Below are 20,894 nucleotides of genomic sequence, written 5' to 3' on the forward strand. Positions count from 1 at the left end.
CTTCAAGGATAGGTCTTCATGGCCTATTTTGTTAAATCAACCCGGTCGATTGGTCTAACTCAATCGGTGTTGCACTTCAATTTTAAATCCGGCAAAAGTTAAAACTCAGTTTCCCACGTATCCTGCAGCCCGTGCTTGGACAACAGGTACAAGACATTGTCTTCCGCGGAAATGATCACGTAGTCGCCTTGGGCGTCGTGGTCAATGAGCTCAAAGGGATAGTAGGAACCGAATACTGAAATCGACTTGGCATGGGCATCCGCGACGTGGACACTCTTACCAATCAAATCATCCCGGACCGCATTGTTGTTGCCGGACACGGTCCCGGCGGTCAGCAGCAGGATCGCCCGCTGCAACCCATCCGGCAGCTGGGTCAGTTCGGCTTTCTCGTTGTCTGGTAAAGAGAACAGCGTGAAGAGCGGATTCTGCTCAGTGGCTTGAATCTTATTGATGATGCGCTGCAATGACTCTTCCATTCTAGAGTGCCTCCTCGTCAAGACCGCCATCGGTCCGGAAAGTCAGGATCTGACCAGTGACGGTGGTGTCGTCTAAGGCGATCGTCAAGGCTAGATGCTCACCCACCAGTTCCAGGTTGCCCCGCAACTGGCGCCAGATGAATGCCTGATGAAAGGCATCCTGGGCTTGGGCCGCTAACTGTACCGTCAACCGTTCCGTTAACGGCTCTTCAGCGTGCTGCTGCAATGCCCGCCAGAACTTCTGGAAGGCCGCCGCCAGCTCGTCGTCCATGGTCTCCCCCAGCTGCAATTGCCGCTGGGTGGCCAGGAAGATCAGTTCCAAGGTATCCGCATAGTTTGCGTTATTCCGTAAGAACGAGCGGGCGCTGGAACGCAATGATACATACTGATTCAGGTTCGGGTTGCGCTGACGATAACGCGCCATCGCTTCCCGCCGTTTGGCCCGCAATTCTGCATCGTCCACGACGTTCACCATTTCCTTTCTATCACTCGTTGACGCTTTCATATTACCATGGTAAGGGTAGAAAGCAAGCAAAACGATACGGAAAGTAAAAAATCGGTCTCAGGACTGACCGCGGGTCCTGCCTCTATTCTACAGCTGTTGGTGGGAATTATCAGGGATGTGACAACCTTGTCACTTGATGAGAAAAAGGGCCTGACCGGGAATTGGCGCCCGGTCAGGCCCTTTGAGTTCAAAATTACCAGATGTGGACGCGCTGCTTGGGATCCATGTACATCCCGTCGCCTGGCTTGACGTCAAACGCATCGTAAAACTCTTGGAAGTTCCGGGGCTGCATGTTGGCCCGCAGGACATTGGGGGCATGGGGATCGGTCGCTAACCGCGCGGTCATATTGGCTTGGGTGTACTTGCCCCGCCATACCCGCGCCCAGTTAATGAAGAAAGCCCGCAGGTCGACACCCTTGGATTGCTTCGCGGCTTCCAATGCCGCGGACATCCCGCCGAGGTCGGCGACATTTTCACCCAAGATGAGCTTGCCGTTCACTTTGCCGCCGGCATACGGCAGGCCGTCGAATTCGGCGACCATGGCCTCTGTGCGCTTCATGAAGTTGGCCAAGTCTTCCTTAGTCCACCAATCCTTCAAGTTGCCGTAAGCATCGAACTTCGCCCCGTTGTTATCGAAGGCATGGGAAATTTCATGAGCAATCACGGCGCCGATACCGCCATAGTTCCGGGACGCGCTGTGCTTCAAGCTGTAAAACGGCGATTGCAGGATCGCAGCCGGGAAGGTGATATCGTTTCTGGATGGATCATATTGGGCATTGACCAGACTGCCCGGCATGCCCCACTCCGTCCGGTCCACCGGCTTCGCCAGTTTGGCGAACATATCCCGCAGAATCAGGGTATCAAATTCTTGGACATTATCAAACAGACTCGCTTGGCGATCCACTTTGAACTCGCTGTACAGCGGCCGCAGCTTGTCGGGATAGCCGACCTTGACGACAATTTTCTCCAGCTTGTCGATGGCGCTCTTACGGGTGGCTTCACTCAGCCAATCGTTATGAGCCAACCGATCTTCGTAAACCTTGATCATCGTGTCTATCATTTTGCGAACATCTTGGCGGGCGTCATCGCCGAAGTATTTCTCACCATAATATTGACCGATGACTTCATCGAAGTAATCATTGGTCGCATAGTAAGCACTCTTCGTCTTGTTCGGCGACTTCTGACTGCCAGTGATCGCCCGATGGAACGTATCGCCCACCTTGCGCAGATCATTGCTTAAGTACTTGGACGCATGGATCAAGAAACGGATGATCATCCAATCGTGGAGCAGCCGGAAGGTGCGGGCATTAACGACTTCGTTGAAGTGTTCAAAGAAGCGAGGCTCTGTGACGATGATCTGACCCGGCTCTTCCGGCAGCAGATCATCCAGAAACTTGCGGAAATTGAGCATTTCAGAATGGGTCAGAAACTTGTCCAGCGGCTCCGGATTGTACATCGCCGGATAATCTGCCCATTCTTCCCCGGACTTCGAAAACGGCACGAGGCTGCGGTCAAATTTCAACGCGCCATCGGCCATCCGCTCAGCATCTTTCTCGGAAAACTTAGCGGCTACTAGCAATTTCACTGCCATCTCCCGCCAGGTGGCCAACAACGTGTCCCGATTGGGATTATCGTCGGCGTAATAGGTCGTATCCGGCAGGATCAAGCCCGGGCCATAGGCGTACACCGCGTTGTGGGCCGTGTCCTTCATATCTGGTTCCACTGAGAATTGGAACGGCACCGGGAAGGTTTCATACCAGGAACCCGCTTGGGCGTTCAAATCAGCGAAATCTTTCAATTCAATGGTCCGCTTCAAAAGCGGCATCACCGGTGCCATCTTTTGCTTTTTCCGCCGGCCAAAATCCAATGCCAACTGGAAGAAGCGGACCGCCTCTTGCAGCTCCGGCTTATCCGTCGTCGATTCCAGCTCGCCCATCTTGTTCAAGTCGCTAATCAGCTTATTCTCAACGTCGATGCTTAAATCATTGAATCCACCGACGCCAGCTCGGTCAGCAGGAATCTTAGCCTTCTTCTCCCACTTGCCGTTGACTGCTTCGTATAGATCGTCTTTGTACGCAACGCCGCTTGAACCGTAGACACCTTTATCAGCAGCGTAGAATCGTTGTAACATTCGATCACTCCTCTTAGGAAGGTTGCCCACACTGGGCGTGGGTACACAGGTACATTATACATCGCTGGGTGCGCTTGAACACACAAGGAAGCATCCAAAATGGCAAGGTCATTTATCTGACCATAAAAATAAGTGATTCTGAATATTGTTGAGCACCCTCGTCAGCCGCGTCACATCAAGGTTTACCAGCCATATGACAAAACGCGAATAAATACCAACAAAATAAAATTTTCCACAGAAATCTGATATATCCCGGATGGTCTAGACCACATAAGCCAGTGCTACCAGACCTATAAGCTTTTCATTTTTTGTTCGGTCTGGTGTGCTTCGTTAGATTGATCTAGACCAATGAATGGTGGTATAACAAGAAAGTAAGCGAATACAGAAACTTGAAGATACATGGAGAGGAGAAATTTGTCATGCAATCATTCATCAAATGGATGGAGAAGCATTTCCTGCCGGTCGCGACCGTCATTGGCAATCAACGCCACTTAGTCGCTATCCGGGATGCCTTCGTCTACACGATGCCCCTGATGATTCTCGGGGCCTTCGCCGTTTTGCTCAACAACTTGCCGATTCCGGGATTCCAAGACTTTATGAACAAGATCTTCTCGGAACAAGTCGACAAAGCGTTCATTTGGACAAAACTCGGAGGTAACATCTGGAACGGGACCTTCGCGGTGCTGTCCGTCTTCATCGCCTTCCTGGTCGCCTATAACCTGGCCACCAGCTATAACTTATCCGGTCTGGCAGCCGGGGTCGTATCCGTCGGTTCGTTCTTCACCGTCGGCGGGATGGCCGGCATGGATTCCAGCGGTTTGTTCATTGCCTTAATCGTTGGTCTGCTGTCGACTGAAATCTTCCGGATTTTGACCGGTAACAAGCACTTGATCGTCAAGATGCCCGACGGTGTGCCGCCGGCTGTTGCGAAATCCTTCGAGGCCTTGTTCCCGGCGATGATCACGATCATCTTCTGGGGCTTCGTGACCACCCTGTTCAACGCAGCCCACATCGCTAACGTGGTGACTTGGTTCTACAAGATGGCGCAACAACCGTTCATGGGGATGGCTTCGTCCTACCCGATGGCCCTGTTGTTAGCCTTCATCACCCCGCTGCTGTGGTTCTTCGGACTGCATGGTGCGAACATGATCGAACCGCTGATGCAGACGATCAACGCCCCGTCCATCACCGCCAACTTGAAAGCCTTCAAGGCTGGTAAAGAACTGCCTTACATCGTTAACAAGCCCTTCTTCGATTCCTTTGTCAACATGGGCGGTACCGGTGTCACCATCGGCCTGCTCATCGCGATCCTGTTAGTGGGTCGGAAGAACAAGCAGTACATGACCGTCGGCGCCTTAGCCGGCGCGCCTGGGATCTTCAACATTAACGAGCCACTGACCTTCGGCTTGCCGATCGTCTTGAACCCGATTCTGTTCATCCCGTATATCTTAACCCCGATGATCTGTGTCACCACGGCCTACTTCGCCACTGCTGGCGGACTAGTGCCCGCAGCCATCGCGATGCCGCCTTGGGTAACGCCGCCGATTATCGGTGGGGTCATCGCCACCGCCAGCTGGCAAGGCGGCGTCCTCGCCGCAGTAAACATCGTCATCTCCGTGGCTATTTACTCCCCGTTCGTCTACATGGCTACGGTCATTGCTAACCGGGAAGAAAAAGAAAACCTGACCGATAGCAACAGCAAGACCATCGTTGACGGCAGCACCCCGGCCGGCGACACCGCTAAGGACAGCAGCGGTCACGCGACTGTCTAAGAATTAAGCAGCAAGAAACGTCCAGAACATTGTTTCCCACAATGTTTTACTGAAGCGAAACCAACCGCAGACACCCTCGACCACGTGGAAAATGGTCGGGGGTGTTTGTGTATGCGGCCTTTTTGAAATCAAAAACCCCGGTCGATCCTGAACGTGACCTTTCAGGGTTGACCGGGGTCTGTTTACTGAGTGGAAAAGTTGTTATCCCGCGAAGGAGAACGTCGTAAAGGTGGTTGAGATACTGCCGCCGGGGAGGCCAGCACCGTAGAAAGTGATCCGATATTGCTGCCTGTTGGCAAATACATATCCTGAAGCAGTCAATGTCGTCCTAGCAAATCCATATACAGGATTTTCCGTCCCTGTTCCGGCAAGAATTAATTGCTCACCAGTAATGTCTTGACTACTGTGCGCCGTCAGATTCTCAACCGTTACTTTGTTTACGGCAGTTAGGTCAATATTGCCGTATGATGCGGCTGAAATTGGCGTGCCCGACGGTAACAACTCAATCGGGAAGACGCTCGTACCAGGATAGAACATTACCCCATTGTCAGCTGTGTAAGTCGCTCCCGAAGAGGCTCCACTCCACATATCCAGCGTTAGATTCGGCGTGCCCTTTTGACCAGTTGCTGCAGCATTCGCGGAAAAACCTACACCAACGCCACTAGTAAGAAGACTTGGCCGTAGCATATTAAGCCGATGACCGGCATCATTCCCTTTAAGGTTATGATTATCTGCAAGGAACCCCATAATGAGCTCGTCTACTGTTGTTCCTGACCCATTTGCAGTTGCTAGATTGGAAGTCAGTCCTTTTTTAACCTTCGCCCAATCACTGTCGCTCATGTCGCTGGGCTTAGTATATACCGTGCCTCCATCAGATCCGTCAACAACGTGTTGCAACCCGGCCATGTAGCCGGCCATGAAACTGGACGCTACTTGATCAATGCCAGATACCGTCGGGTCAGCGGTCACCGCCGGCAATCCCCATAGGTTGCGGAAGAAATTGTATACCGCCATTGTCTGCTGCTGGAAACCAAGCGTCGTGCTACCCGCATCGAAGGGCTTATAGGATGGCAAAGCAGTGTAGACGTTATTATCCAATACCGGTTTCGCCAGTGCAGCGTAAGCATGCTGTAATTCAGTGATTCTAGCGAGTTCTTCAGGCGTGGGTTTGGCAACTGGGGCAGTATTTTTCTTGTATTGAAGAGTGAACGTGTAGGGTACATAACTAGCTGTGATACTGTCAGGAAGAATCCCCGTAAGAGTTCTTCCAGCGAAATCTGCACGTACCACGTCGTATTGGTTGCCTTGAGTATCGAATACCTGGGACGGAACAAGATAAGACAGGGTGTAACCTTTGTCACTGTGCAACATCGGTGCTAGGTCCTTTAGCACAGCAATTGTATTACCACTCTCGTCCACCGCAACGGCTTTTGCGGAAATCAGCCTGTATTTAATCGTCAACGACTGTTGTGTTGCGGGATCAACGCTCAGTTTTTGACCATCTAAAATGATATACAGGTTGCCGTCTTTTCCAGTCAATACCTTCTGAGCAGGATAATCCCCCTTTGCCGTGACGATTGCGGCGTCAGTAATTGCATTCCCCGATGCTTCGTCAACAAACTGAACGGTGGTCTGCACAACTTTCTTCGTGTAAGTGAAGGTCAGTGCAGTTGTATTCGCCTGCAGCACTTGTTTGGCTGTCGGCGCAGTGTACCCGGGAACATCCGGGGCGGTAATCTCGTCGCCCACTTTACCGGTGACGTCAGTCTGAGGATTTTGAATCTTTAGGCCACCCTGATCGATAAAGTTGATGGTGTACGTGATGGTGGCGGGTGCGTTCTGCGTGTATGTGAACTTGATGGCTGTCGTATCGGCCTTCAACTTCTGCGTGGCAGTCGCTTTATCGGCCGTGTAGCCGTCAATATCGGGTGCCGTAACGTCAGCGTTCACATTGCCAACGACGCCGGTCTGAGGATCTTTAATCTTTGCACCCAACTGATCAACATAGCTGATGCTGTACGTAACGGTTGTCGGAGCATTCTTGGTGTACGTGAACTTAATGGTTGTCGTATCAGCTTGCAACGTCTGCTTCGCCGAAGAAGGATCGGCGGTATAGCCGGGAATGTTTGGTGCGGTGACTGAGTCGCCGTCCTTACCTTCACCGCTAGTCGGTTCAGTGGTGGTAATGGCGTTTCCGCCTTCCAAATATTGAATCGTGTAATTCATAGTCGCGGGTGCGTCTTTCGAGTAAACGAAAGTCAGCTCTGTCGTATCAGCTTTCAATGTTTGCGCAGCGGTTGATGCTGTATAACCGGTAATGGTCGGCGCTGGGATGGTGTCACCCACTTTACCAATGACGCCAGTCTGAGGGTCTTGGACTTTTCCGTTTGATTGATCGACGAAGTTGATGGTGTACGTGACGGTGGCAGGTGCATTCTTCGTGTAAATGAACGTAATCTTCGCAGTATCCGCGGCCAGTGTTTGTTTGGCCGTTGCGGCGGTGACCGTGTACCCGTCAATGCTTGGCGCAGTAACAGAATCCCCGACCTTACCTTCACCACTAGCCGGTTCGCTCGTGGTAATGGCCCCACTAGCTTGGTCCAAGTACTCGATCGTGTACTTAACAGTAGCCGCCGGGTTCTTCGTGTAGATATACGTAATCTTTGTCGTCTCGGTCGCTAACGTTTGCTTGGCCGTCTCCGCAGTTGCGGTATAGCCATCAATATCGGGTGCAGAAATTGGATCGCCGACTGGGCCTGAGCCACTGGTCGGCTTGTTCGTGGTGATAGTGTTGCCATCTTTATCCACATAAGCAATTGTATAGTTCACAGTTGCTGGCGTAACTGCATCTTTCTTGTACACAAAAGTCACTGCGGTCGTGTCCGACTTCAGCGTTTGTGTTTCAGTGGGGGCAGTATAGCCCGGAATCGGCAGGGCAGAAATTGGATCACCGACTTTGCCTTCGCCACTGGCCGGATTAGTCGTGGTGATGGGCTGCTTGTCCTCATCGACATAGGCAATAGTGTACTTAACGGTCGTCACTGCCGGAGCATCTTGGGTATAAGTGAACGTGACCACCCCGCCGGCGGCCGGTACTGTGGCAGTAGTCGGGGTTTTGATTGTATACCCGGTGACCGGCGGCACAGGGATGGGCGTGCCGGGTGCACCTTGGCCAGTTTGGTCGGGGTATCCCGTGATGGGGTTGCCCTGCTCATCCACGATTTTAATCGTGTAACTTACGGGAGCTGGCGCATTCTTGGTATATTTGAACGTGATGGGGCCGCCGGTGGCTGGAATCTGGGCGGTGCTGCTGCCTTGAATCGTGTAGCCGGGAATCGTCGGGGCCGTGATGCTATCGCCGGGCTTGCCGGAGGTATCTTGGGCCGTATAAGCCGTGATCGGCTGCTCTTGCTCATCCACCGCTTTAATTTGATAAGTCACCGTCGCCGGTGTCGTCGGGGTATTTTTCGTATACTTAAAGGTAATCGGACCCCCGGCTATCGGAATCGGTGCAGTGCTGGCGCCGGTGGCGGTATACCCGGTAATCGAGGGCGCACTGATCGTCGCCCCCGGTTGGCCAGACTTGGTGTCAGAAGTGAAGCTAGCAATTGCGACGCCCTGGTCATCCACTGCCTTGATCGTATAGCTGACATCTTTTACGGCGTCTTTGGTATAAATAAACTTAACGTCACCGCCGTTGACGCCCACATTAATCGTCCGAGCACCACTGACAGTGTAGCCGGGAATGGTCGGGGCATTAATAGCTGCGCGCGGCAAACTGCTGCCCGTCGTCGGGATATACCCCTGGATTGGCTGACCTTGATCATCCACCGCCAGGATGCGGTAGTTAACATACTGCTGCGTCACTGCCGGCGGGACATAGCTGCCTTGATTTGGATTGCTCGGCGTATTGCGGGTGTACGTGAAATCAATATCGTTCTGCCCGCTGTCCGCACTCAGGCGAATTGTTTTGGTGCTGCCGTCGTTGAGGGTGTAGCCGTCAATCCCGGCGGCGCCGATGGTGATCGTATCGCCGATATGGCCTTCATAGATCCGGGTAGAAACGATCGTCCCATATTGATCCCGGGTGACGACGCGATAGCTCACTTTCTGGACAATCGGCGTGCTCGGCGCCGGTTTCGTCGGTTCGGTCGGCTTAATCACGGTGGGACCGCCGCTTTGATAGGTCTTCGGCCCGCGATATTGCTGAGCGGTCAACTTAGCAAAGCCGCCGTCGATCCACTGATTGCCGCCGAGGTTGTACCAGGTACGGCCGTTGACCACGGCGCGGCGATAAACTTGCCACTGTGTCCCGTGACGCAGCACCGCCCGCCGCACAATTTGGCGGTCGCCGCTGGCGCTATTCCATACGGCAATGCCATAGCCCGGGACATACTGAATCGTGACGACACCACGCAGCTCCTGACTGGAATTTTCACCCGCTAAATCGGCGTAATTGCTGTCGATCCACTGGTCGCCGCCCACGTTCAAGTAGAAACCGTTATCCCCTTGCTGGACTGCACCATAACTCGCCCACCGAGTGCCGGTGGGTAATTTCTTACTGGTGGCCTGCACGCCATTGGCACGCTGCCAAACGGCAACACTGTATCCGGAAACATAGTTGATACTGACGGTATCGGCCGCCTTGGCGGTGGTCAGCGTGGTGGTCAGACCTAGCGCCAGTGCCGTGATTCCCACTACCAGCCACCGTTTGTGCACCTTATGGAGCACGTGATGTACCTTATTCCCAAACATATTTTATCCTCCCGCAGATCCCTTGTGCAAAGCAAAACAACGTATCTTGAGCGTTATTATATGCCGGATTGGGTTGAAGACGGTAACAATATGCCTTGGCGGTATGAAAAAAGATGCCCTACCAAAATTGGTCGAGCATCTTTTGCAAATTGTGGTTTGACTGGATTATTTAGCTGTATGGGTGCCGTAATCCGTACGTACCCATTGGTCGCCGCCAATATTGTAGAAGCTTTGCGTGCGGCCATTCACTAGCCGTTCGATTTGACCGAACGTCCGCCAGCGGGAACCGGCAGGAATGGTCTTGGTCACTTTCAGCTGACCGTTATAGACCGCGATCCCCCAACTTGGAGCGGCCGGATAACGGACAGTGAACGTACCACTGGCAAATAAAATCATACTGGTGTCGGCATTATTAACATATTGATTGCCCCCCAGGCTGAAGCCAGTGATGGTGCCCGTTTTATCGTTGATAGTGGCGTACGCTTGCCAGCGAGAACCCACCGGCAGTGTCCGGCCGGTGGGATTGCTTTGCGCCATATCACTGTACAGCTTAACTCCCTTAGAATTCGTTACGATGATCGTGCCGCGGACCGGGTTTACCGTGAAATCAGCCGCGTCGGTATCCACACTGAAGTTAGCGCCGACCCATTGATTACCGCCCAAGTTGTAAGACAACGTACCGGCCACGCCAGTCTGGCCATTGATTGTGACCATGGCATTGTACCGGGAGAAATACTGCCAACGGCTGTTCACTGGCAGCGTCTTACCTGTCGGTTTCGTTAAACCAGGATCAGAGTATACGACCGCGGGACTCTTGGCATCCGCTTGCCCCACGCCGGACCATTGCTCCACCTGGTATACCGTAGGGTCTTTGACTGAGAAGTCCTTTGCCGACGCCCAGCCGTCCGCAAAATGGTAGGCCGTGATCGTTCCGGCAGCATCCGTGGCAATTTGGTCATAGGCATACTGGAACACCCACGCATATCCGTTCACATTGAAGCCTTGAACTGTCTTCCCGTTGCTCTTGGTCAGTTCGGCATCATCGAAAGCTGCAATCTTAGTGGTATCGGCAGTCCGATACACTTCACCTTGCTTGTTGGTGACAGTCGCCTTGGTGACGGCCGCAATCGGCACGATGTCCGCAGCCTGCACGACTGCAGGTGCTGCCAGAGTCAAGCCGATACCCAGTAAGGCCGTGCTGAACAGCAAGCCTGTTGATTTCTTCATGGCGTTTCCCCATTTCTTGTTTCGTATGTCACTATTCCAATATAGCAGAGCGGTTAGAAAAAAGCACCCGATCAGGATGCTTTCAAACCGTAGAAAATTGATGCGATGGGATTACTTAGGCGCCACAGTCCCATAGTCCGACCGTACCCATTGGTCGCCGCCAATGTTGTAATATTCCTGCGTTGTATTGGTCCCGTTTACTCGGCGCTGCAACTGTTTGAATACCCGCCAGCGGGAATTGGCCGGAATGGTTTTGGTCACTTGCAGTTTGCTGTTGTATACGGCGATGCCCCAAGTCGGGTGAGCTTTGTAGCGGACCGTGAAGACGGCATCAAAGCGGTAGACGGGACTGACATCAGTCTTGTTGACGTACTGCAATCCGCCTAAGCCCCAGCCAACCGTACCATCTGTATTGCTCATGATGGAATCGGGTGCCTGCCACCGTGAACCGAACGACAAGGTGCGGCCAGTAAACTTAGTCCGGGCTAAGTCGCTGTATAGTTTGGCGCCGTTAGGGTTAGTAACCAAGACTTCGCCAATATTGGTCGTTGGATAAAACTCAGCACTGGCATCCGCAAGAAAGTCTTGCTTGCTGATCCATTGGTTGCCGCCGAGATTATAAGCCACCCGGTCTGCGACCCCCCACTCACCATTTATTTGTACCAGTGCTTCATTGGTACTGTAATAACGCCAGCGACTGCCAACAGGCAAAGTTTTCCCGGTCGCTTTAGTTAACTGCGCGTCGGCATAAACTATCGAAGCCTTGGCCGAGCTTACAACCCCATTACCTGTCTGGTCGGTATCGACTTTGTACCGAGTGGGATCTGTCGTATCCAATCCCGCCGCTGCGACCCAACCCTCTGCAAAATGATATGCGGTCACGGTGCCTTGCGCGTTGGTCGCCACTTGGTCATACTCATTTTGCCAAACCCAATCACGGCCATTAACCACGGTTGATGCCAATACTTTATCAGTCTTCTTTGTCAAGGCCGCATCTTCGTATGCCGCCAGTGAGGAGGCCTCTCCTGAGGCGAACCGATACGTTGTCCCCTTCTTATCGATCACGGTTACCTTGGCGGCTGCCGCAGTCGGTGTCGCGTCCGCCGCATGCACGGCTGTCGGGGCAATGGTTGCCAAGCCGACGCCGAACACCGCTGCGCTGAACAGTAAACCAATTGTTTTCTTCACGTTTCTCCCTCATCTCTTGTATTTTATATCACAATCCCAATATAGCAGAAGAGCAAGCAAAAAGCACCCCAGTTTGGGATGCCCTTTACTCAACAATTACTTCTTCTTGTTCTCGCTGGGTTCATCGGTCGGCTTCGGGCCCGCAGCGGGGTCCCGCACCACGATGACGGTGCACGGCGCGTATCGGGTAACGAAGGCGGCGACGGAGCCGATGGTCTGGTGGCGAGCGCCCTTGTGGGTTTCACTGCCAACCACGATCAGGTCCGGCTTGAACTGCGGCACCATTTCGTCCACGATGACCTTGCCCGGCTTGCCTTCCCCAATCAGCGGCACGACGTCGAGGATGCCGAACTGCTTGGCTTTCTCGACGTAGGCATTCAAATCATTGGCCACGGCTTCGCGGTGCTCGGCCAGGGTTTCTGGATCCAGGGATTGGAAGACATTCAAATCGCCCGTCTCCATCACAGAGGCAATGGCCAGGGGCACGGAATAGATTTTGGCTACCGTACAGGCATAGTCAAAGGCAAACCGAGACGAAATAAAATCGTCATCATCGATGGCGATCATGATGCGATTAAAGTGGCGGGTACTGACTTTGAAGTCCTCAATTTCTTTTTGAGCCATAAACGCATTACTCCCTTTCTTTCAATTCCAGTATACGGCGAAACGATGGAAAATACCTGTCATCACTTGGTCTGATTTTTATTTTGAAAAAGAATTTGCGGGTTTGTGAAATTCCGCGGCGCCAATGCCAGCAAAAAAAAGGACCACGATCGGCCCGTTTCCCTTTACCGCCCAATATCGCGGCCTTTATTTTCTTCAAAATACTTCTTATAGCGCGGAATGTAATTATGGAACATGTACTTCATCAGCACCCACCGCCGGATATTCATGTCCTTCTTGTAAAACACAGTGGTGCCGTAACGGCCGGAATCGATCAGCTGGAGGGCTTGCTGCTTGAACTCATTGTCCACCGCGTAATCCTTGAACAGCTTGACCGGCACGCCCATCCACAGCACGTGCTGGGATTGGATCTTATTGGCGTAAACCGTCGGGGCGTCAGCCAGGGTACCGGTGACATAGTCGTCCACGACGAACCGGGCCAGATTGTAGCCGGTCAGGGTGACGAAGAAACTGGAGCGGCCCTGACGCAGGTTGATTTCGAAGAACTTGAAGGTATTGTCCCGGGGATCGAACTTCATATCGAAGTTGCAGTAGCCGGTAAAGTTCAGTTCTTCTAAGAATTTCTGCACCACATCGTACACGTCCTGGTTGTATTCCGGCAGGATCGTGACGTAGTTGCCGATGGCGGCCGGGGTCGGGTCTTCCAACAGCGGGTGGCCCAAGCACAGCAGCTTCACCTGATGGTCCTGACTGACGTAGGCGTTCAGCGTGCGCATGTTGGAGTCATCGCCGGGGATGAACTCCTGGAGGATCATATCGCTGGTATAGCCGTTGTCGTAGATTTTGCCTAAAATATCTAAGTATTCCGTTTCGGAGTGGATCACGAAGGCTTTCTTCCGACCTTCAAATTGGATATCCAGCCATTCCACGGAATTCGCCGGTTTGAAGGCGACCGGATAGGTAAAAGGCACGTCCAGATTTTCTTTCTTTTCGTACATGGCCTTGGTGATGATCTTGGTCTTGGGATACGGCAGGCCGTGTTCCTCGGCGATCTGGTAAAAGCTCTCTTTGTTGTTCAGCTTCCGCAGCAGCGCGTAGTCCACCACCGGCACGACGAAGGTCTTTTGCAGAAATTCCTTGTGCTTGGCCAGCAGTTCTGCATAGGCATCGCCCATGGCAATCAAAATCACTGGCTCCTGATGGTCGGCGTAACGCTTGGCCACTTCGTGCATGGTATCGATGAAGACCGGATCTTCTTCGAAGCCGTGGTGAAATTCCAGCGTCAAGATATTGGAATAGCGGGTGGGCGCCAGCGGGTCGGAAGCAATACAGTGCACCTTGATGCCGTATTCTTCATGGAAGGCCCGGGCCATCCCGTATGCGTTCATGTCACTCCCCAGAATAATGGGGGTAAATTCTGGTGTCATCTAGACAACCCCTTAATCTTAATTACGATTTGTTCCAGCAGCGGGCGCCATCAACCGGCTAGAAATGCGCCCGCACTGCCTTTCATTAACCGTGGCAAGTCGGTTTCTGAAAGTTTCTGGCTGGATACAATACACGAATTAGATTATACCACATTTCGTTATGTGAATGATTTCGATTATCGGAAAATACGTTGGTACAACGCCGCCCGTCGCGGCGTCGTCAGGCGCAGTTTGAACCACTTGTTGACCCGGCGCTTCAGAGGCTTTTGGCCCTCCATCCAGGTACCGGTAAACACGTGGATCGTGTGCGATTGACCGCTGGGATTGCACAGCACCGTGTCAGGATACACGTGGATACCGGTCGTCAGCAGTTGTTCCTGATTGTTGGCAGCGCAATGGAAATCTTTGATCAGAATATCCGACACCGACTTGGTGTTCACACCGGCCATTTGGTTGTTTTTATCAAAAGAAAAGTGTGCGTCGTCATACTCCGCCAGCATCTTTTGCGCCAGCGGATGGTGGGCTTCGGCACCAAAGGCAGCAGTGAAGGGATACTGGGCGTTTTCAAAACCGACAAAGGCCCGGTCACCCAGCAGACTGGTCAAGTCATCCAGGACTAGCACATCGGTGTCCAGATAGATCCCGCCGTATTGTTCGATCACTGAGGCCCGGATATAGTCACTGACGAAGGCCCATTTCTTAGCAGCATAGGCTTCTCGCACAAACTGATTCTGGGTCAGATCGAAATTTTTTTCGTTCCATTCAATGATCTCGTACCCGCTCAGATGCTGGCGCCAGGTGGCCATGCAGCGCTGGATATCAGCGGGCTTGTCATGGCCGCCGACCCAAACGTAATGAATTTTTTTAGGAATCAAACTTGTTCCTCCTTCACGGTGACATAAGGCCAGATATTCAGAAAATGCAGAACGTCCTGCATCATCAGGCCTTGGCCCGCCGGCACGATCATGGTGGTGAAGCCGTGAATCATCTGGGTGAATAATTCGCCGTAGGTGTCCGGCAGCTCGTCGCTTTGCATGGCCGTGTTGAACACGCGCATGTCCTTACCGTACCACACGGTGAAATCAGACGGCAGGCTGAAATGGATCGTGCGCTCGCCGCGGGCGGCGTAGAAGCCGATCAAGGCCGGGGTGTAAGGATTAGTCGGCAGCTGGGGATATTTGCTCAAGGCCAACCGGATGATCCCGGCCACCTCGTTGCGCGGTGTCTGCTCCGGTTTGATTCGCGGCCGGTAGTAGTTCAGCAGATGCAGCTTATTGGCTAACCGGAAGCGGCGGTACTGCTGGGCATAGTTGGGAGCCCGATAGCTGGCCAGCAAGGACACCAAGGTCCGCAGTTCGCCGTTGATCACGTTCAGTATGCCGATGGGGTTGTCGATGTAGTGGCCGTCCCCCACCCGGTAACGGATGAAGGGCTGGGGAGCATTAGCGATGCGCAGCTGACGCGGCGGGGTCACCCGGCAATCCAGCCAGGCGACGGTATTCCAGGTCAGGTAATTGGCCTGGACGCTGTCGCAGAATACCCGCGTCCGCCAAATCGCAAAGTCGACAAAGAGATTGCGGCCCAGCCAGAGTGTCTGCTGACCGACGATATAGGGCGCCACAGCGTACTTCTGCACAGTCTGGCGGCCCACTTCCCGGCCGTCGTGATCAATGGTCAAGAGGTCGGCCATCGCCCCGTCCAGGTCCGGATCCTGCATGCTGGCGTTCATTCGGGCCAAGGCCCCATCATCGGCCAAGAGATCGTCCCCATGGATGATATAAACCAAGTCGCCGCGGATCAGATTGATACCGGCGATGATCGCGTTGAGCTGATCGGCATTTTCTTGATTAATGATCGTAATCGGCGCGGTGGGGTGATCAGCGATAAACTTGCCGAGTAGCTGGGGCGTGCGGTCGGTGGAGCCGTCGTTGATCACGATCAGCTCCCACTGCCGGTAGTCCTGGGTAATAATCGACCGCAGGGTGGCCAGCACGGTGTCTTCATCGTTGTAGACGGGCATTATCAAGGAAATCAATTGGTCAGCCATGGTTAAGTTCCTTTCTCAATAGGACGGCATAACTATCCCAGATCGTGTCCTGCAGCTGCTGCAGGGAGAAATGCGCGGCGGCATACGTCCGCAGGGCATCGCCCTTGGCCGCCAGCGTGCCCAACTCCCAGTCATGGTAAGCGGCCCGAAGCTGGCGGACCAAATCGGCCTGGTCCCCGGACTGGAACAGGAAACCCAAGTCGGGGTGCGCAACGAGTTTGGTCACGTCCCCCACCCGGCTGCTGAGGACCGGTACGGCAGCGTTGGCCGCTTCCAGCAAGACTAAGGGGAAGCTTTCAGAAATGGAGGTCAGCAGGGCCAGGTCCATCCGCGGGTAAAGCGTTTGAATTTGAGTGGGCGTTTGAAAGCCGGTGAAAGTCACGGTGGCCGTCAGCTTTAAATCAGCGACCTGCTGCTGGAGCTTTGCCTTTTCTGGCCCATCCCCCACCAGGAGCAAGCGGGCTTGGGGCAATTTGGCCTGAGCCAGCGCATTGAGCAGCAGCGCGTGGTCCTTCACCGGGTGCAGGCGCGCCACGTAGATCATGTTGAAGGTCTGGTGCGGTTCCTTGACCGGCGCCTGGGGGCTGAAGGTGATCCCATTGAGGATCAGGGTCAGCTTGTCCGCGGGAATATTGAACGCCCGCAGCCGGTCATAAAACGGCGTGGACACCGGGTACAGGTGGTCCATCAAGCGTAAGGAACTGATATACAGCTTGGTGAACGCCTCACCGATGAGTCCCCGGCCCATGAAGTCCAGGGTCGGGTCGCTGTGCACCGTGGCCACTTTCAGGCAATGGATACGGCGGCGAATCAAGCGCAGAAACAGCACCGCTCGGGCTCCGTGGGCATGGACGATATCGTACTGGCCGGCATTGATGAAGTCGGCCAGTGCTTTGAGAATACCGAGATTATACCGGCTGTTAAAATGCAGGACGTGGGTATCGACTCCCGCCGCCCGGGCCGCTGCCGCCACTGGGCCTTCAGCGAAGACCAGCAGACTGACATCGTGGTGATCCCAATTACTGAGCAATGCCACAATGTGGGTCAAGCCGCCGCCGTTTTCTAACCCGGCATTGATGTGCAGGACCTTCGTCATCGCTTCTTCGCCTCCCGCCGGACAACGCCCAAATAACGGGGCAGGATCAGCATCCGTTTGAATCGGGTCGGCTCCTTGAGCAGACGGTAGAACCATTCCAAATGGGCCCGCTGCATCCAGCCCGGCGCCCGTTTCACGGTGCCGGAAAGTACGTCAAAACTGCCGCCCACGCCCATGAAGAGCGCGTCCGGCAAATGCCGCCGCATGCCGGCGATGAACTCTTCTTGACGGGGATAGCCCATGGCCGCAAAGACCAGGGCCGGCTTGGCCGCGATCATCTGCTGGGTCACACCCGCATCCCCCAGCGGGAAATAGCCGTCATGGGTGCCGACAATGTCCAGCCCGGCAAAACGTTGGCGGGCTTTGGCAGCGGCTTGATCGGCGATGCCCGGCTTGGCCCCGATGAAATACACTGGATAGTGCTCAGTGGCCGCCAGCGCCAGTAATTTCTCCATCAAGTCATAGCCGGTGACCCGTTCTTTCAGGGGCGTGCCCAGCATGGCGGCCCCTTTCACCACGCCAATGCCATCGGCAGTAACGAAGTCCGCTTCATCCACCAGTTTTTGGTACTCCGGATGTTCCCGGGCGTACATCACGATCTCCGGATTGGCGGTGACAATGAAAGTGCCCTCCTGCTTGGCCAGGCGCCGGCCCAAGCGGTCGACAAACTCGGCCATGGTGTAGTTATCGAAGGTCATACCCAATACATTGACTCGGCTCATGACAATTTTCTCCTTAACATACGGGTCGCGACCCGCTTAATATCGCCGAACAGCTCGAACCGGCCCAGGGCGAACATGGCTGCGTACAGAATAAACATCACAATAGATTTGTAGGCCATGTTGAAGAATGTGGACGGAATCAAGTCCGGCAGCAGGAAGCCGACGCCCACCGTGATCGCCCCCATGACCAGATATTTCGGCGTGTCATGGAAGACGTCCTTGGCGTCGTAGTCCATATGCACGATCCACACCCGCAGCACCATAACGGTGAATTCGACGATCAAAATATCCATCGTCGCCCCGTGGGCCCCGAGGATCGGGTCGAAGGTGAAATTCAGAATCAGCGACAGCACGGCGCCGACGACCACCGGGATGGCAAACTGTTTATCCCGATTGATGGCCAGGGCAAACTGGTTGGCAAACACCCCGCCGACGGGAATGAAGATGATGCTCAAGGAGATCCATTCCATCAGTGGAATCATCGGCTTATAGCTTTCAGCGAAGAACCACGGGACGAACTGGCGGGTGTTGGCCATGATGATACTCATGAAAAACAGCCCGACGACCAACGTGGTCTCATAGGATTTCTTCAAATAGCGCTGCTGGTCGTCCGATCGAGACGCCGCCATATACGGCATCATCACGACGGTAATGGAGGTGATCACCGACAGGACCAAGTTAGCAATCCGCTGCGAGGAATCGTAGAAGTTGACCTGGGCGGCGGGCTGGAACAGGCTGAGGATCGTCTTATCCAGTGAGGTGTAGACCTGAGTGGCCAGCTGGGGAATCATCAGAATCCCGATGGTGATCAGGCTCTGACGCAGGTGGTAGAAACCGCCGCGGCTGGGCCGGCCGGCGAATTTTTGAATCGTGAACCAGAACACCGAACTGCCCAGCAGATTGCCCAGGGACAGGATCAGCATGTACTTCCACAGGTCATCGGGGCTCTTGACCAGTAAGAAAATAAAGGCAACAGACACCAGCTTGACGATGGTATTCCGCAGCACGACCCGGCCGAAGTCGGCGATTCCCTGGAAGAACCAGGAAATATCGAACATCGTGCCTAAGAGGAATGGCAGCTGAAGCAGGAAATAGGTCCAATACGGCGGCTTGATCACCAGCATGATGAACAGAAAAATACTGATGGTGATCGCGCTCAGGACGAACTGGATATACCACAAGCCCCAAAAGGCGGCGCGAAGTTCCTCGTGGTCCTTTTTGCCCCACGCTTTAGCAATCGTTCGCGTACCAATCTGGCCCATAGCGGCAGCGCCGAAGACCATCACGAACTGGATCGTGAAGTTGACCGTACTGTTAATACCCAATTTAGCCGGGCCGACCACATTGGACAGGTACGGCGTGGTGATGACTGGCACCAGCAGCAGAAAGAGCTGGTAGACGGCGTTATAAAAGAAATTTCGGAATAGTTTTCGCACTACAGCCACCCCTTGATCTGGTCATACACTTGCGGACAAGCCGGATTCAAGCCTTGGGGATACATCTGACCGCGTAATTTAGCCCGGAGCGGCGCATCGGCCTGGCTATCCCGGGTCAACGCCTGGACCAGTTCCGCCGTGGTGGTCGTTTTCGGACCCGGAGTGTAATCATCATAGGGCGCCAGCAAAAAGCCGCGGGTCTGCTCATAATGAGCCAGATCCGGGACGTTGAAAACGATGGGCCGATCCAGCAACAGGTAATCCAAATAAACGCTGGAGTAATCGGTGATCAGTCCGTCGGTGGCCGCAAGGAATTGATACAGCTCGGTATGCTGATCAATGAACCAGTCGTTGGTCAGTACTTTCAACCGGTGGGCGGTGGCGAATTTGGCCGGATCGACCTGGCGCTCCTCCACCGGATGCAGCTTGGCCAGGATGACGATATTATTGTCGGCCAGCTGCTGTTCAAACGCGGCCATAGCAAAGTCGCTCAAGCCGAAAATGTTGCCGGTTTTGAGCTGGACTGACAGTTCGGTCGCGCCGTCCTCCATGCGGAAGGTGGGCAGATAGAAAAAAATCTTGGTTTGGTCGGTGACCACTCCATCCGCGAACAGCCCCGCCAGGGTTGCCCGCCGCTCTTTGAGGGTGGCTTTCGGCAGCTGAAATTCATCGTTTCGAGGAAACCCGGTGTGCAGAAACTGGTGGGCCGCTAAGCCCTGGCAGGCACTCATTAGTGTATCGTACAGCGGGCCGGAACTTGCTAAATAGTCGACATTCCGCCACCAATAGCGGTGGCTTTTTTCCTGCGCCGCCGGGTCTTCATTCAGGGCCAAGTACCCCATCCGCTTCAAGGGAATACCATGCCACAGCTGGACGAAGCGCTGGCCGCGGTGGATCTTGAAGGGCCAGTGGGTGCCCACTAGGACCTTGGCTTGGGCAATCTGGCGCCAGGTGCTGAAGGCCAAATGGGCGCTGGGAAAGCCGCTGATCAAATTGACGGTGAGTTCGGGGTGTTCTGTTTTTAAATACTGGTAGAAGCTCATGGCGTTGGAGCCGGAGAGACCGGCGCCGTTCAGAATCGTGACGGTGTTGGGTTTGGTGGGAATGAGTTTGCACCCCCACTTCATGACACCGAGGTAGAATGCGAATAATTTCTGTTTGAATGCGGCCATGATTTTCTCCTTCGTTAAGACAATCTGCCAACATTATACCAAAGGGGCGCGGGGGCAACCAAGGGCTTTAGGGTTTCTTTAGGGAGAGGGCGAAGGCGACCGGTCAGAAGCGTAGGGATAAGGACGGCAAGGCACAAACCCCGGTTTTGGGTTTTTGTCTTGCCGTCCTTATCCCCTAGCTTCTGGTTGCCTGAGCCCGTTTACGCGGGAGCTGAGCTGATAAGTTGTACGTTGTACGCCTCCGCAAACTGCGGCAAAATTGGGCCGGCGAGGCGTAGCCAGCTGTGACGGCGCTTGCTACGCATTGGCACTACAC

The 20,894-nt window shown here is 54.0% G+C and carries 14 protein-coding genes and 1 pseudogene; 1 reads left to right on the forward strand and 14 read right to left on the reverse strand.

Annotation, left to right across the window (positions count from 1 at the left end):
* Positions 1 to 98: 98 nt before the first annotated feature.
* The 3 genes from H627_RS0108035 to H627_RS0108045 all read right to left on the reverse strand — a co-directional run bounded on the left by H627_RS0108035 (position 99) and on the right by H627_RS0108045 (position 3,112).
* On the reverse strand, positions 99 to 476 hold the full coding sequence (locus H627_RS0108035; RefSeq protein ID WP_027828542.1) for a hypothetical protein: 378 nt from the start codon (positions 474 to 476) through the stop codon (positions 99 to 101).
* A 1-nt stretch (position 477) separates the two neighbouring features.
* Positions 478 to 939, reverse strand: coding sequence for a hypothetical protein (locus H627_RS17530; RefSeq protein WP_152319348.1), 462 nt, complete (start codon positions 937 to 939; stop codon positions 478 to 480).
* Between the two features lie 235 nt (positions 940 to 1,174).
* Complete coding sequence (locus tag H627_RS0108045) at positions 1,175 to 3,112, reverse strand: M13 family metallopeptidase (protein ID WP_027828543.1); 1,938 nt, start codon at positions 3,110 to 3,112, stop codon at positions 1,175 to 1,177.
* 419 nt (positions 3,113 to 3,531) lie between these two features.
* Here H627_RS0108045 and H627_RS17535 point away from each other — a divergent pair.
* Positions 3,532 to 4,785, forward strand: a pseudogene (locus tag H627_RS17535) (PTS sugar transporter subunit IIC); the annotation flags it as partial.
* Positions 4,786 to 5,085: 300 nt separating this feature from the next.
* Here the strand turns inward: H627_RS17535 and H627_RS0108055 are convergent.
* From H627_RS0108055 to H627_RS17545, 11 genes are all read right to left on the reverse strand, one after another.
* Positions 5,086 to 9,639: a MucBP domain-containing protein gene (locus tag H627_RS0108055; RefSeq protein WP_027828544.1), complete on the reverse strand. Its 4,554-nt coding sequence runs from the start codon at positions 9,637 to 9,639 to the stop codon at positions 5,086 to 5,088.
* A gap of 165 nt (positions 9,640 to 9,804) precedes the next feature.
* A complete protein-coding gene (locus H627_RS0108060) occupies positions 9,805 to 10,866 on the reverse strand; it encodes an SLAP domain-containing protein (protein WP_027828545.1) in 1,062 nt (353 codons plus the stop codon).
* 111 nt (positions 10,867 to 10,977) lie between these two features.
* On the reverse strand, positions 10,978 to 12,054 hold the full coding sequence (locus H627_RS0108065; protein WP_027828546.1) for a hypothetical protein: 1,077 nt from the start codon (positions 12,052 to 12,054) through the stop codon (positions 10,978 to 10,980).
* A 96-nt stretch (positions 12,055 to 12,150) separates the two neighbouring features.
* Entirely contained in the window at positions 12,151 to 12,678 is a 528-nt protein-coding gene (locus H627_RS17540; protein WP_051225289.1) for a universal stress protein, read from the reverse strand.
* 164 nt (positions 12,679 to 12,842) lie between these two features.
* A complete protein-coding gene (locus H627_RS0108075; RefSeq protein ID WP_027828547.1) occupies positions 12,843 to 14,105 on the reverse strand; it encodes a carboxylate--amine ligase in 1,263 nt (420 codons plus the stop codon).
* Between the two features lie 176 nt (positions 14,106 to 14,281).
* Positions 14,282 to 14,980 carry a glycosyltransferase family 32 protein gene (locus H627_RS0108080; protein ID WP_027828548.1) on the reverse strand — a complete coding sequence of 233 codons (699 nt, stop codon included), beginning with the start codon at positions 14,978 to 14,980 and terminating at the stop codon, positions 14,282 to 14,284.
* A complete protein-coding gene (locus H627_RS0108085) occupies positions 14,977 to 16,152 on the reverse strand; it encodes a glycosyltransferase family 2 protein (protein WP_027828549.1) in 1,176 nt (391 codons plus the stop codon). Before H627_RS0108085 ends, H627_RS0108080 begins: the two co-directional genes overlap by 4 nt.
* Positions 16,145 to 17,248, reverse strand: coding sequence for a glycosyltransferase family 4 protein (locus tag H627_RS0108090; protein ID WP_027828550.1), 1,104 nt, complete (start codon positions 17,246 to 17,248; stop codon positions 16,145 to 16,147). The genes H627_RS0108085 and H627_RS0108090 overlap by 8 nt, the downstream gene beginning before the upstream one ends.
* Positions 17,245 to 17,970, reverse strand: coding sequence for a WecB/TagA/CpsF family glycosyltransferase (locus H627_RS0108095; protein WP_027828551.1), 726 nt, complete (start codon positions 17,968 to 17,970; stop codon positions 17,245 to 17,247). Before H627_RS0108095 ends, H627_RS0108090 begins: the two co-directional genes overlap by 4 nt.
* Complete coding sequence (locus H627_RS0108100) at positions 17,967 to 19,406, reverse strand: oligosaccharide flippase family protein (protein ID WP_027828552.1); 1,440 nt, start codon at positions 19,404 to 19,406, stop codon at positions 17,967 to 17,969. Before H627_RS0108100 ends, H627_RS0108095 begins: the two co-directional genes overlap by 4 nt.
* A complete protein-coding gene (locus H627_RS17545) occupies positions 19,406 to 20,578 on the reverse strand; it encodes a CDP-glycerol glycerophosphotransferase family protein (RefSeq protein ID WP_051225290.1) in 1,173 nt (390 codons plus the stop codon). Before H627_RS17545 ends, H627_RS0108100 begins: the two co-directional genes overlap by 1 nt.
* Between the last annotated feature and the right edge of the window lie 316 nt (positions 20,579 to 20,894).

The sequence above is a fragment of the Schleiferilactobacillus harbinensis DSM 16991 genome (assembly GCF_000425885.1).
GTDB classification, from domain to species: Bacteria; Bacillota; Bacilli; order Lactobacillales; family Lactobacillaceae; genus Schleiferilactobacillus; species Schleiferilactobacillus harbinensis.

Excerpts from the sequence above, each read along its gene's own strand:
- H627_RS0108035 (WP_027828542.1), bottom strand. The coding sequence starts at position 476 with ATGGAAGAGTCATTGCAGCGCATCATCAATAAGATTCAAGCCACTGAG.
- H627_RS0108045 (WP_027828543.1), bottom strand. The coding sequence starts at position 3,112 with ATGTTACAACGATTCTACGCTGCTGATAAAGGTGTCTACGGTTCAAGC.
- H627_RS0108055 (WP_027828544.1), bottom strand. The coding sequence starts at position 9,639 with ATGTTTGGGAATAAGGTACATCACGTGCTCCATAAGGTGCACAAACGG.
- H627_RS0108060 (WP_027828545.1), bottom strand. The coding sequence starts at position 10,866 with ATGAAGAAATCAACAGGCTTGCTGTTCAGCACGGCCTTACTGGGTATC.
- H627_RS17540 (WP_051225289.1), bottom strand. The coding sequence starts at position 12,678 with ATGGCTCAAAAAGAAATTGAGGACTTCAAAGTCAGTACCCGCCACTTT.
- H627_RS0108075 (WP_027828547.1), bottom strand. The coding sequence starts at position 14,105 with ATGACACCAGAATTTACCCCCATTATTCTGGGGAGTGACATGAACGCA.
- H627_RS0108085 (WP_027828549.1), bottom strand. The coding sequence starts at position 16,152 with ATGGCTGACCAATTGATTTCCTTGATAATGCCCGTCTACAACGATGAA.
- H627_RS0108090 (WP_027828550.1), bottom strand. The coding sequence starts at position 17,248 with ATGACGAAGGTCCTGCACATCAATGCCGGGTTAGAAAACGGCGGCGGC.
- H627_RS0108095 (WP_027828551.1), bottom strand. The coding sequence starts at position 17,970 with ATGAGCCGAGTCAATGTATTGGGTATGACCTTCGATAACTACACCATG.
- H627_RS17545 (WP_051225290.1), bottom strand. The coding sequence starts at position 20,578 with ATGGCCGCATTCAAACAGAAATTATTCGCATTCTACCTCGGTGTCATG.